Here is an 11,741-nt window from a genome sequence, read left to right as displayed (position 1 = left end):
GGTGGCACTCAAGGGCGCCCGCGCGGCCGACGAGGTGGAGGCGTCGAGTCGCCTGGCCGCACGCCTGGGTCTCCGTGACGTCGAGGTGCTGACCGCGTCGACCCTTCCGGGGGCCGAGTCCACGACCATCGTGCGCGCTGTCCGGAGGTGACCCGCAGTGTTCGGTAGGAAGAAGCGGCGGCTCGGCCTGCCCCGCTCCGCACCGGCCGCGGCCGTCATCGACGCGGTCGCCCGGGCGAGCGGGCGCGACCCGCGCGAGGTCGAGCAGCTCCTGTACGGACCACCCCCGACCGACGACACGGGCCTGTCGATCCTGGCCCTCGACCTGGACCATCTGGAGAGCGAGGTTCACGAATCGTGACCGACCACGACGCCGTCCCCGGCGCCCCCGCCGCCGGCCCCGCGCCGGCACCCACCGAGCACCCCGCGGTCCCGCAGGCGACGGCGACGACCCCGGTGCCGCCGCCGGCGCCCGCCGGCGCCGGGCACGTCTCCTTCACGCCGTCGCACGAGCTGCGCTCCGCGCTGGCCGGCGTGCGCGCCGAGGTCGGCAAGGCCGTGGTCGGCCAGGACGCCGCGGTGTCCGGCCTGCTCATCGCGCTGCTCTGCCGAGGACACGTGCTGCTCGAGGGCGTGCCGGGGGTCGCCAAGACGCTGCTCGTGCGGGCGCTGTCGGCGTCGCTGCGGCTGGACACGAAGCGCGTGCAGTTCACGCCCGACCTCATGCCCGGCGACGTGACCGGCTCGCTCGTCTACGACGCCCGCACCGCCGAGTTCTCGTTCCGCGAGGGCCCGGTGTTCACCAACCTGCTGCTCGCGGACGAGATCAACCGGACGCCGCCGAAGACCCAGGCGTCGCTGCTCGAGGCCATGGAGGAGCGTCAGGTGTCGGTGGACGGCGTGCCCCGGCCGCTGCCCGACCCCTTCCTCGTCATCGCGACGCAGAACCCGGTCGAGTACGAGGGGACCTACCCGCTGCCCGAGGCGCAGCTCGACCGGTTCCTGCTCAAGCTCACGCTGCCGCTGCCCGAGCGCGACCAGGAGATCGAGGTGCTCGCACGGCATGCGGCCGGGTTCGACCCGCGCGACCTCGCCGCCGCGGGCGTGCGCCCGGCCGCCGACCCGGCCCTGCTCGCGCGCGCCCGGGCGGAGGTCCGTCAGGTGCAGGTGTCCCGCGAGGTCCTGGGGTACGCCACCGACGTGTGCCGCGCCACGCGCGTCGCGCCGTCGCTGTCCCTCGGCGTCTCCCCGCGTGGCACGACGAACCTGCTCGCCACCGCACGCGCCTGGGCCTGGCTGTCGGGCCGGGGGTTCGTCACGCCGGACGACGTCAAGGCGCTCGCGCACCCGACGCTGCGCCACCGGGTGCAGCTGCGGGCCGAGGCGGAGCTGGAGGGCGTCACGACGGAGTCGGTGATCGACACGGTGCTGGGCTCCGTGCCCGTGCCGCGCTGACGTGGCGCTCACCGGCCGGGCGGTCCTGCTCGCGGCGCTCGGGCTCCCCTTCGCGATCCTGTTCCCGGTGCCGGGGACGGTGCTCGTGTGGGCCCTGCTCGTCGTCGCTCTGTGCGCCCTCGACGTCGCGCTCGCCGCGTCGCCGCGCCAGGTCGCGGTGAGCCGGGCGGTCCCGGGGTCCGTCCGGCTGACGGAGTCCTCCCGCTCGACGGTCACGGTCTCGAACCTCGGCACCCGCCGCCTGCGCGCGGTGGTCCGCGACGCGTGGCCGCCCTCGGCGGGGGCGCGCGACGACCGCCACCCGGTGGACCTGCCCGCGGGCGAGGGCCGCCGCGTGGTCACCGAGCTCCTGCCGACGCGGCGGGGCGACCTGCAGGCGGACCGCGTCACGGTGCGCAGTCGCGGCCCGCTCGGCCTCGCGGCGCGCCAGGCCTCCCTGCCCGTGCCGGGACGGCTGCGCGTGCTGCCCGAGTTCGCGTCACGGCGCCACCTCCCCAGCCGCCTCGCCCGGCTGCGCGAGCTCGACGGGCGCTCGGCCGTGCAGGTGCGCGGGCAGGGCACGGAGTTCGACTCGCTGCGCGAGTACGTGGTGGGCGACGACGTCCGCTCGATCGACTGGCGCGCGACCGCCCGGCGCGGCGACGTCGTCGTGCGGACGTGGCGGCCGGAGCGCGACCGGCGCGTGCTCGTCGTGCTCGACGCGGGTCGCACCTCGGCCGTGCGCGTCCAGGACGCGCCGCGCGTCGAGGCGTCGATCGAGGCGGCGCTGCTGCTGTCGGCGCTCGCGAGCCGCGCGGGCGACCGCGTCGAGCTGGTCGCCTACGACCGGCGCGTCCGGGCCCGGGTCCCCGCGCTCACCGGCGCCCAGCTCATGCCGGCGCTCGCCGACCAGCTGGCCAACGTCAGCCCCGAGCTCGTCGAGACCGACTGGGCCGGCGTCGCGGCGCAGGTGCGCGAGCGGCTCACGCAGCGCGCCCTCGTCGTGCTGCTCACCGCGCTCGAGCCGTCCGTCGTCGAGCAGGGCCTGCTCGGGGTCGTGGGCCAGCTGACGCGCCACCACCAGGTCGTCGTCGCCTCCGTGCTCGACCCGGAGGTCGCCGAGCTGGCCCGCGGGCGCGCCGACGCGGGCGAGGTGTTCGACGCCGCCGCGGCCGCCCGCGAGGGGCTGGAGCGGGCGGCGGTCGGGGTGCGCCTGCGCCAGCGGGGCGTCGAGGTCCTGGAGGCGCTGCCCGACGACCTCGCACCGCGCCTCGCGGACACCTACCTCGCGCTCAAGGCGGCCGGGCGGCTGTGACGGCGCCGCTCTCGGTCCGGCGGCTCGGCCGCGCGACGCTCGCGCGCCAGCTCCTGCTGCGCCGCGAGAGCCGCCCGGCCGTCGAGACCGTGGGCGAGCTGGTCGGGCTGCAGGCGCAGAACGCGTGGTCGCCGTACGTCGCGCTGTGGAGCCGCCTCGAGGGCTTCCGGCACGCCGAGCTGTCCGACGCGCTGGAGGACCGCCGCCTCGCCCGCATCGCGGTCATGCGGGGCACGATCCACCTCGTCACCGCGGCCGACGCGGTGCTGCTGCCGGCGCTCACCGCGCCGCTGTTCCTGCGCGCGCTCGCGACGCACGGCGAGCACGGCGCCGCCCTGCGCGCGCTGGACCTGCCCGCCGTCGCGCAGGCCGCACGGCGCCTCGTGGAGGAGCAGCCGCGGGTGACGACGGACCTCGGCACGCTGCTCGCGCAGCAGTGGCCGGGCGTGGCCCCGGGTGCCCTCGCGCAGGCGGCGCGCGGCACCCTGCCGCTGGTGCAGGTGCCACCACGGGGGCTGTGGGGGCGCTCCGGCGCGACGACGTGGACGACGGCCGACCACTGGCTGCCCGACGCGTCCGCCGCCGCGCCCGACGTGTCGGACCCGCGGGAACGGGCGGCCCAGCTCGACCGGCTCGTCCTGCGCTACCTCGCCGCGTTCGGACCGGCCGCCACGACCGACGTCCAGCGTTGGTCCGGGCTCACGGGCCTGCGTGCCGTGCGCGACCGGCTCGTCGCCGACGGCCGCGCCGTGCCCCTGCTCGCCGCGCCGGGCCCGGGCCGCGCGCGGCCGTACGAGGTGCTGGACGTGCCGGGCGCCCCGCTCCCGGACGAGGACGTCCCCGCGCCGGTCCGCTTCCTGCCCGACTACGACAACCTGCTCCTGGCGCACGCCGACCGGTCGCGCTTCGTCGACGAGGAGCACCGCCGGGCGCTGAGCGCCCCGAACGGCGTCGTCCCCGGGACGGTGCTCGTCGACGGACGCGTCGCCGCGACCTGGTCGACCGCCGTGCGGCGCGAGGGCCCCGGCCGGCTCGCGACGGTCACCGTGACGCCGCTCGTCCCCCTCGCCGCCGGCGAGCGTCGGGCACTGCTCGACGAGGCCGAGGCGTTCGTCCGCTTCCGTGAGGACGCGGCGGACGACCACGCGGTCGTCCTGGACGCGTAGGACGACCGCCGCGGGTCAGCCGGCGGTCGCGACGGTGTAGCCCGCGCGGTCGTCCTCGAGGTCGCCCGTGTGCCCGGCCCGCACGGCGCGGCGGCCGAGCACCAGCGTGTACGTCCAGAACGCCGCGAGCGCGAGCGCACCGATCGCGATCTTGACGGCCCACGGCAGCCCCGAGCCGGTGACGAACCCCTCGACCGCGCCGGACAGCGCCAGGGCGCCGGCGAGGCCGATCGCGACCGTGAACAGCGCCCGCCCCTCCTCAGCCAGCGCGCGCCCGCGCGGCCGGGGGCCGGGCGCCACCCAGGTCCAGAAGATCTTGAGGCCGGCCGCACCCGCCACGAAGATGCACGTCAGCTCCAGGAGCCCGTGCGGCGCGATGAGCTGGAGGAACAGCGGCAGCTCGCCGTGCGCGGCCATCATCCCGCCGGTCGCGCCGACGTTGATGGCGTTGGAGGCCTGGACCCAGACGACGCCGATCCCCGTGATGCCGAGCGCGACGCAGACGGCCGAGATCCACGCGTTGTTCGTCCACACCGTGGCGGCGAACCGCAGGCTGGGGTCGTAGTACGAGGCGAACGCGTCGTCGACGTACTGCTGCTGCTGCGAGGGCGTGCCCATGAGCGCGAGCGCCTCCGGCTGCGTCGCGACCCACCAGCCCGACAGGACCGCGAGCCCGACGAACGCCGCCATGACGCCGACGGTCCACCACCGGATCCGGTAGAGCGCGGCGGGCAGCGACGCGCCGACGAACCGCGTGACGTCGCTCCACGACGGCGCGTGGGTGCCGGCGATGGCGGCTCGCGAGCGGGCGACGAGCTGCGAGAGGCGCTCGACGGTGTCGGGGTCCGGCGAGCTCGAGCGGATGGTCGACAGGTCCGTGCCCGTGGCCTGGTACAGCCGGACGAGCTCGTCGGCCTCGGCCCCGGTGCGGCGGCGGCGCCCGGCGAGCGCGTCGAGGCGCGCCCACGACGGCGCGTGCACCTTCTCGTAGGCGTCCAGGTCCATGGCGCACAGCCTGCCATCCCGGCACGGCCGCGGACGCTACTGTTCACCCGTGCCGCGGCCCATGGGCCGCGGGCGAGCGCCGGCCGACCGAGGGGGGAACGTGGACTGGGTCGTCACCGGTGAGGGCGTCCTGCTCGACAACCGGCCGGTGTCCGTGGCCTCGCGCCTGCTCGGCGCCGTCATCGACCTCGTCGTGCTCGGCGTCGCGCTCCTGCTCCTGCTGCTCGGCGCCAACGCGGTGCTGTCCGCGGTGCCGACCTGGGGCGCGGTCGCCTCGGTGGCGCTCGTCGCGATCGTCACGGTGGGCGTGCCGACCACGGTGGAGACGCTCACCCGCGGCCGCTCGGTCGGCAAGCTCGTGGTGGGCGTGCGGATCGTCCGCGACGACGGCGGTCCGGTGCTGCTGCGGCAGAGCTTCGTGCGCGCGCTCACGGGCGTCGTGGAGCTGTGGCTGACGGCAGGCGCGATCGCGCTGATCTGCTCCATGTTCCACCCGAAGGGCAAGCGCGTCGGCGACGTGCTGGCCGGCACCTACGCGGTGCGGGTGCGCGGCAAGACCCAGCGCGCCGTCCCGCTCGTCATGCCGCCGCACCTCGCGGCGTGGGCCCACGGGGCCGACGTCGCCCGCCTGCCCGACGGGCTCGCGCTGGCCGTGCGGCAGTTCCTGCGCCGGGCGGGCACGCTGCACCCCGCCTCCCGCGTGCGGCTCGGCACGGAGCTGACGGACCAGGTCCGCCGCTACGTGCAGCCCCTGCCCCCGCCCGGCACGCACCCCGAGGACTTCCTGGCGGCGGTGCTCGCCGAGCGGCGCGACCGCGACCACGCCGCCGAGAGCCGGCGCGCGGCCGCCAACGACGACGAGTCGCTGCTGCTGCACCGCCTCCCCCACGGCGTGCCCGACGTCGACTGACCGCCGGGCGGCGCCGCGGCTCAGTAGCGGTAGTGCTCGGGCTTGTACGGTCCCGCCACGTCGACGCCGAGGTACTCGGCCTGGTCCTTCGTGAGGGTGCTCAGCCGCGCGCCCAGCGCGTCGAGGTGCAGCCGCGCCACCTTCTCGTCCAGCACCTTCGGCAGCCGGTGCACGCCGAGCGGGTACGCCTCCAGGCGGGTGAACAGCTCGATCTGGGCGATCACCTGGTTCGAGAACGACGTGCTCATGACGAACGACGGGTGCCCCGTCGCGTTGCCGAGGTTGAGCAGCCGCCCCTCCGACAGGACGATCACCGACCGCGCGGGCCGCCCGTCGCCGGCGGGGAACGTCCACTCGTGCACCTGCGGCTTGATCTCCGTGCGGACGATCCCCGGCACGGCGGCCAGTCCGGCCATGTCGATCTCGTTGTCGAAGTGGCCGATGTTCCCCACCACGGCCTTGTCCTTCATCGCGGCGAGGTGGGCGACGGTGACGACGTCGCGGTCGCCCGTCGCGGTGATGACGAAGTCCGCCTCGGCGACGACGTCCTCCAGGCGCACGACCTGGAAGCCGTCCATCACGGCCTGCAGCGCGCAGATGGGGTCCACCTCGGAGACGACGACGCGCGCGCCCTGGCCGCGCAGCGCCTCCGCCGCGCCCTTGCCCACGTCGCCGTAGCCGGCGACGAACGCGAGCTTGCCGCCGACGAGCACGTCGGTGGCGCGGTTGAGGCCGTCGGGCAGCGAGTGCCGGATCCCGTACCGGTTGTCGAACTTCGACTTCGTCACGGAGTCGTTGACGTTGATCGCCGGGAACAGGAGCTCGCCTGCCTCCGCGAGCTGGTACAGCCGGTGCACCCCGGTCGTCGTCTCCTCCGAGACGCCGCGGACCGCGGCGGCGACCCGCGTGAACCGCTGCGGGTCCGCCGCCAGCGACCGGCGCAGGACCGCGAGCACCTCCAGCCACTCGGCGGAGTAGCCGGGCTCCCCCGGCGCCGGGTCGGCCGGCACCGCGCCGGCCGCCTCGTACCGGGCGCCGGCGTGCACGAGGAGCGTGGCGTCGCCGCCGTCGTCCAGGATGAGGTTCGGCTCGCCGTCGGGCCAGGCGAACAGCGCGTCGGTGCACTCCCAGTACTCGGCGAGCGTCTCGCCCTTCCAGGCGAACACGGGCACGCCCTGCGGGTCCTGCGGGGTGCCGTGCGGGCCGACGACGACGGCCGCGGCCGCCTCGTCCTGCGTCGAGAAGATGTTGCAGGACGCCCATCGGACGCGGGCGCCGAGCGCGACGAGGGTCTCGATGAGGACCGCGGTCTGAACCGTCATGTGCAGCGAGCCGGCGATCCGCGCCCCGGCCAGCGGCTGGGACGGACCGAGCTCGGCACGCAGCGCCACGAGCCCGGGCATCTCGTGCTCGGCGAGGCGGATCTGGTGACGCCCGGCCTCGGCCAGGCCGAGGTCGCGCACCCGGTGCGGCACTGCACTCATGGGTCCTCCTCCGTGCCCGCGCGCCCCGCGCGGGCCGCTCAGCTGCGCGGGACGACCGCCCGCCGCAGGTCCGGCTCCAGGTAGATGACACGCGCGATGGGCACCGCGGCGCGCACGCGCTGCTCGGCCTCGTCGATCGCCGCCGCGACGTCGGCGGCCGACTCCGCCGCCGGCACCTCGATCTTCGCCGCGACGAGGAGCTCCTCCGGGCCCAGGTGGAGCGTGCGCAGGTGGATCACCGAGGGCACGCCCTCGCCGACGAGCGCGGCGCGGATCCGGTCGACGACGTCCTTGCTCGCGGCCTCGCCGAGCAGCAGCGACTTGGTCTCGACCGCCAGCACGACCGCGATGACGACGAGCAGGACGCCGATGCCCGCGGTGCCGGCGGCGTCCCACACGCCGTTGTCGGTGACGAGCGTCATCCCGACGCCGACGAGCGCGAGCACCAGGCCGATCAGCGCGCCGAAGTCCTCGAGCAGGACGACCGGCAGCTCGGGCGCCTTCGCCGTGCGGATGAACTGCAGCCACGACTGCTTGCCGCGCACGAGGTTCGACTCGTGGATCGCCGTGCGGAACGAGTAGCCCTCGAGGCCGATCGCGACGACCAGGACGACGACGGGCACCCACTGCCAGCTCTCGATCGGGTGCGGGTCCTGCCACTTGTGGTACGCCTCGTACAGCGCGAACAGCCCGCCGAGCGAGAACAGCACGATCGAGACGACGAACGCGAAGACGTACCGCTCGCGCCCGTAGCCGAACGGGTGCCTCTCGTCGGCCTCACGCTGGGCGCGCCGGCCGCCGATGAGCAGCAGCACCTGGTTGCCCGAGTCGGCGACGGAGTGCACCGCCTCGGCGAGCATGGAGCTCGACGAGGTCAGCAGGAACGCGACGAACTTGGTGACGGCGATCCCGAGGTTCGCGGACAGTGCCGCGATGATCGCCTTGTTGCCGCCGCCGTGCGCCACTCGTCCTCCAGGTCCGTGCCGATGCCGGGTGCCACCCTAGCGACCGGGGGCGTCAGCGCACGGGGACGCCCGCCTCCGCGAGCAGCACGGGGACGCCGTCGCGCACGGGGTACTGCAGCGGGTGCTCGGGGTCCGTCGAGACGAGCACGGGGTTGCCGTCCGCGTCCGTCCCGTCCACGAGCGTCGCACCGGTGACGGGGCAGCGCAGCAGCTCGCGCGCCCAGGGCTCGAAGCCGTCCATCAGTCCTCCTGCCGCACCAGTGCGAGCACGTCGTCGCGCACCTTCTCCATGATGTCCTCGTCCGCCGCCTCGACGTTGAGCCGCAGCAGCGGCTCCGTGTTGGACGCACGGAGGTTGAACCACCACTGCGGGTGGCCGTCCCAGTGCGACACCGTGAGGCCGTCGAGCTCGTCGACGACGACCGGCCCGCCGCCCTGGCGCGTCACGTACGCGTCCACGACGCGGGCGCGGGCGGCCGCGACGTCGGCGACCCGCGAGTTCACCTCGCCGCTCGCGACGTACGGCTGGTACTGGTCGGCCAGGGCGGACAGCGGGTGCGGCTGCCCGCCGAGCGCCGCCAGCACGTGCATCGCCGCCAGCATGCCCGTGTCCGCGAAGAAGAACTCGCGGAAGTAGTAGTGCGCGCTGTGCTCGCCGCCGAAGACCGCCTCGTGCTCGGCCATCTGCGCCTTGATGAAGGAGTGGCCCACGCGGGTGCGGACCGTGCGCGCCCCGGCCGCCTGGAGCAGGTCCGGCACCACCATCGACGTGATGAGGTTGTGGATCACCGTCGGCGTGCGGCCCGCGGCGAGCTCCCGCCCGACCTCGCGCAGGCCGACGAGCGCCGTGATGGCGGACGGCGAGACGGGGGCGCCCTGCTCGTCGACGACGAAGCAGCGGTCCGCGTCGCCGTCGAAGGCCAGGCCGAGGTCGGCGCCGTGCTCGACGACGGCCGCCTGCAGGTCGCGCAGGTTCTCCGGCTCGAGCGGGTTCGCCTCGTGGTGCGGGAACGTGCCGTCGAGCTCGAAGTACAGGGGGACGACGTCGAGCGGCAGCGCGGGCAGCCCGGCGCCCGTGCCGAGCACCGCGGGCACCGTGTGCCCCGCCATGCCGTTGCCGGCGTCCACCACGACCTTGAGCGGCCGGATGCCGGACAGGTCGACGAGCGAGCGCAGGAAGGCCGCGTACTCGCCGAGCATCTCGCGCTCCGTGACCTGCCCGCGCTCGGCCGCCACCGGGACGCCCTGGGCGAGGTAGTCGCCCGCGAGGTCGCGCACCGCGGCGAGGCCGGAGTCCTGGCCGACCGGCCGGGCGCCGGCGCGGCACAGCTTGATGCCGTTGTACTGCGCCGGGTTGTGGCTCGCGGTGAACATGGCCCCGGGGACCCCGAGCGCACCCGACGCGTGGTACAGCCCGTCGGTCGAGCACAGGCCGATGAGCACGACGTCGACGCCGCGGTCGGTGAGGCCGCGCGCGAAGCCGTCGACGAGCTCGGGGCCGGACGGCCGCATGTCGCGGCCGATCACCACGCGGGCCGGGCCCTCGGCCTCCGGCAGGACGACGACGTCCGCGAACGCGGCGCCGATGGCGCGCGTGACGTCCGCGTCCAGCTCGTCCGGCACGAGGCCGCGCACGTCGTAGGCCTTGATGAACGCCGACAGGTCGACACGGTCAGGCAAGGAGCACCTCGGGGGTGGGGGCGGCAGCGACGGGCGTCACTCTAGCGGGCCGTGCACCGACGCCGGGCGGCCCGGGCCGGCCGTCAGTCCGTGCCGAGCGCCTGCTCGCGGGGCACGGGAGTGCCGTCGCCGTCGAGCGCGAACCAGTTCGTCCGCTCGCACGTCCGGCACGACACGTACAGGGCCGGGCGGCCGTCCGGCAGGGTCATCCGGATCCGGACGAGGTCGGGGTTGCCGCAGCCCTGGCACCGGTCCGCACCCGGCGCCGCGGGCGCGCCCGACTGCGCGATCGACCCCAGGGGCTCGTCGGGCTCCGCGGACCGTCGCGACGTGCCCCCCTTGCGCCGCGCCATCCTCAGGGCACCTCCGGCACGCCACCGCCGGGGAGCACCCGCAGGTGGCCGCGCCGGGGTGCGTCGGCGACCGCGGCGAGCGGCTCGGCGACGGGCGCCTGCTCGCGCGGGCGGCCCGCCTCGCGCACGGCGTCGGCCAGCGCGAGCAGGTCGTCGCGCGTCGGTGCAGCGGGGGCGAACTCCGGCATGAGGCGGACGACCTCCCAGCCGCGGGGGGCGGTCAGCCGCTCGGCGTGCTCCGCGCACAGGTCGTACGAGTGCGGCTCGGCGAGCTGCGCCAGCGGGCCGAGGACCGCGGTCGAGTCGGAGTAGACGTAGGTCAGCGTCGCGACCGCCGCGCGACCGCACGCCGTGCGCGTGCACTGCCGGACGGATCTCACGGCGCTGAACCTACCCCCGCGGGCCGACACGGCGAACCCCCCACGCCGCACCCCGCGCCGCGGACCGCCGGGATCACCCCGCCGGGTGCGGCGGCGCGCACCGCGGCCGGCCCGGGCCGCGCCTACAGTGGCTGCCATGCCGACCCTGCACGCCCCGGGGGTGCGACCGTGAGCCGCTGGCTGCCGTCGCCCCCGCGGCGCGTGCCCGGACGCTCGCGCGGCGGCGCACCGGCGTCCCCCGTACGTCGCCGTGACCGCCGCGGTCGCGGCCTGCGCGGCCCGCTGCTGCCTCCGGACCTGCCCGCCTACCGCACCCGCGCCGAGCGGTTCGACGACCTCGTCCTCGACGCGGTGGAGGAGCTCGAGCAGCGCTGGGCCCGCCAGCTCGAGGGCACCGAGTTCGCGGTCGAGGACGTCCCGCCGTCGAACCCCGCACCGTGGGAGCACGGCGGCGTGCCCCTGGGCCGGTGCTTCCCGGCCGACGCCGGGCAGCCCCCGCGCGTCGTGCTGTACCGGCGCCCCGTCGAGGCGCGCGCGCACGACCACGCCGACCTCGCCGACCTGGTGCACGACGTGCTCGTCGAGCAGGTCGCGCACCTGCTGGGCCGCTCCCCCGAGGACATCGACCCCGGCTACGGCGCGGTCGACTGAGCCGGCCGCGCAGCGCGCCGGCCTAGCCCGTGCCCAGCCGCGGGTCCTCGACCACCGCCACCGCCGACGGCGGCACGGGGTCGGGCACCGGCAGGAGCACGGAGACGAGCTTGCCGTCCGCGCGGGACACGCTCGCCTCGAGCGCCCAGGCCACACCGTCCGCTCCGGCGACCTCGACGGCCCGCACGCGCTGGCCGGGAGCCAGGTCGTCGACCGCGAGCGGCACGGAACGCCCCGCGGCCACCTCGACGGTGCGCTCGCCGAGCACCTGCCCCGCCTCGCCCCGGGCGCGCACGGTGACCGTCCGCGCGGGTCCCTCGTCGGGCGCCTGCGCACCCACCGCCCCGAGCACCAGCCAGCCGACGGTGCCGTCGGGCAGCGCGGCGAGGCCGTCGCCG

At 76.1% G+C, this 11,741-nt stretch carries 14 protein-coding genes; 6 read left to right on the top strand and 8 right to left on the bottom strand.

Translation table 11 applies throughout. The features are described from left to right. The first annotated feature begins 157 nt into the window (after nt 1-157). The 4 genes from HGCM_RS09820 to HGCM_RS09805 are packed head-to-tail and all read left to right on the top strand — an operon-like array spanning nt 158 to nt 3,915. Nucleotides 158-361: a hypothetical protein gene (locus HGCM_RS09820; protein WP_019136670.1), complete on the top strand. Its 204-nt coding sequence runs from the start codon at nt 158-160 to the stop codon at nt 359-361. Then, nucleotides 358-1,455: an AAA family ATPase gene (locus HGCM_RS09815; RefSeq protein WP_019136669.1), complete on the top strand. Its 1,098-nt coding sequence runs from the start codon at nt 358-360 to the stop codon at nt 1,453-1,455. Before HGCM_RS09820 ends, HGCM_RS09815 begins: the two co-directional genes overlap by 4 nt. A gap of 1 nt (nt 1,456) precedes the next feature. Then, nucleotides 1,457-2,749, top strand: a complete 1,293-nt coding sequence (locus HGCM_RS09810; protein ID WP_019136668.1) for a DUF58 domain-containing protein — start codon at nt 1,457-1,459, stop codon at nt 2,747-2,749. Then, nucleotides 2,746-3,915 (top strand): winged helix DNA-binding domain-containing protein, encoded by a 1,170-nt coding sequence (locus tag HGCM_RS09805; RefSeq protein ID WP_019136667.1) that lies wholly within the window; start codon nt 2,746-2,748, stop codon nt 3,913-3,915. The genes HGCM_RS09810 and HGCM_RS09805 overlap by 4 nt, the downstream gene beginning before the upstream one ends. A 15-nt stretch (nt 3,916-3,930) precedes the next feature. Here HGCM_RS09805 and HGCM_RS09800 read toward each other — a convergent pair whose 3' ends face one another. After that, complete coding sequence (locus HGCM_RS09800) at nt 3,931-4,920, bottom strand: stage II sporulation protein M (RefSeq protein WP_019136666.1); 990 nt, start codon at nt 4,918-4,920, stop codon at nt 3,931-3,933. A gap of 100 nt (nt 4,921-5,020) precedes the next feature. On the opposite strand from HGCM_RS09800, the gene HGCM_RS09795 reads away from it, so the two are divergent. Next, a complete protein-coding gene (locus tag HGCM_RS09795; RefSeq protein WP_019136665.1) occupies nt 5,021-5,830 on the top strand; it encodes an RDD family protein in 810 nt (269 codons plus the stop codon). 20 nt (nt 5,831-5,850) lie between these two features. Here HGCM_RS09795 and ahcY read toward each other — a convergent pair whose 3' ends face one another. From ahcY to HGCM_RS09765, 6 genes are all read right to left on the bottom strand, one after another. Further along, nucleotides 5,851-7,314 carry an adenosylhomocysteinase gene (gene ahcY, locus HGCM_RS09790; RefSeq protein WP_026075385.1) on the bottom strand — a complete coding sequence of 488 codons (1,464 nt, stop codon included), beginning with the start codon at nt 7,312-7,314 and terminating at the stop codon, nt 5,851-5,853. Nucleotides 7,315-7,352: 38 nt separating this feature from the next. Continuing rightward, a complete protein-coding gene (locus tag HGCM_RS09785) occupies nt 7,353-8,279 on the bottom strand; it encodes a cation diffusion facilitator family transporter (protein ID WP_019136663.1) in 927 nt (308 codons plus the stop codon). 52 nt (nt 8,280-8,331) lie between these two features. Continuing rightward, a complete protein-coding gene (locus tag HGCM_RS09780) occupies nt 8,332-8,520 on the bottom strand; it encodes a Trm112 family protein (RefSeq protein WP_019136662.1) in 189 nt (62 codons plus the stop codon). Further along, entirely contained in the window at nt 8,520-9,959 is a 1,440-nt protein-coding gene (locus tag HGCM_RS09775; RefSeq protein ID WP_019136661.1) for a phosphomannomutase/phosphoglucomutase, read from the bottom strand. Before HGCM_RS09775 ends, HGCM_RS09780 begins: the two co-directional genes overlap by 1 nt. An 83-nt stretch (nt 9,960-10,042) precedes the next feature. Further along, nucleotides 10,043-10,312 (bottom strand): hypothetical protein, encoded by a 270-nt coding sequence (locus HGCM_RS09770; protein WP_019136660.1) that lies wholly within the window; start codon nt 10,310-10,312, stop codon nt 10,043-10,045. Nucleotides 10,313-10,314: 2 nt separating this feature from the next. After that, a complete protein-coding gene (locus tag HGCM_RS09765) occupies nt 10,315-10,692 on the bottom strand; it encodes a DUF3499 domain-containing protein (RefSeq protein WP_019136659.1) in 378 nt (125 codons plus the stop codon). 168 nt (nt 10,693-10,860) lie between these two features. On the opposite strand from HGCM_RS09765, the gene HGCM_RS17835 reads away from it, so the two are divergent. Continuing rightward, nucleotides 10,861-11,343, top strand: coding sequence for a metallopeptidase family protein (locus tag HGCM_RS17835; RefSeq protein WP_019136658.1), 483 nt, complete (start codon nt 10,861-10,863; stop codon nt 11,341-11,343). A 22-nt stretch (nt 11,344-11,365) separates the two neighbouring features. On the opposite strand, the gene HGCM_RS19400 is transcribed toward HGCM_RS17835, so the two are convergent. Next, nucleotides 11,366-11,741, bottom strand: a 376-nt coding sequence (locus tag HGCM_RS19400; protein WP_161604975.1) for a hypothetical protein, incomplete at its 5' end; no start/stop codon positions are given.

The sequence above is a fragment of the Cellulomonas massiliensis JC225 genome (assembly GCF_000312005.1).
Classification (GTDB): Bacteria; Actinomycetota; Actinomycetes; order Actinomycetales; family Cellulomonadaceae; genus Cellulomonas; species Cellulomonas massiliensis.
Note: the sequence above shows the minus strand (reverse complement) of the source record. Positions and strands in the feature narration are given on the sequence as shown.

What these genes read in the sequence shown, in the direction of transcription:
- ahcY (WP_026075385.1), bottom strand. Translation starts at nt 7,314, where the DNA reads ATGAGTGCAGTGCCGCACCGGGTGCGCGACCTCGGCCTGGCCGAGGCC.
- HGCM_RS09780 (WP_019136662.1), bottom strand. Translation starts at nt 8,520, where the DNA reads ATGGACGGCTTCGAGCCCTGGGCGCGCGAGCTGCTGCGCTGCCCCGTC.
- HGCM_RS09770 (WP_019136660.1), bottom strand. Translation starts at nt 10,312, where the DNA reads ATGGCGCGGCGCAAGGGGGGCACGTCGCGACGGTCCGCGGAGCCCGAC.
- HGCM_RS09800 (WP_019136666.1), bottom strand. Translation starts at nt 4,920, where the DNA reads ATGGACCTGGACGCCTACGAGAAGGTGCACGCGCCGTCGTGGGCGCGC.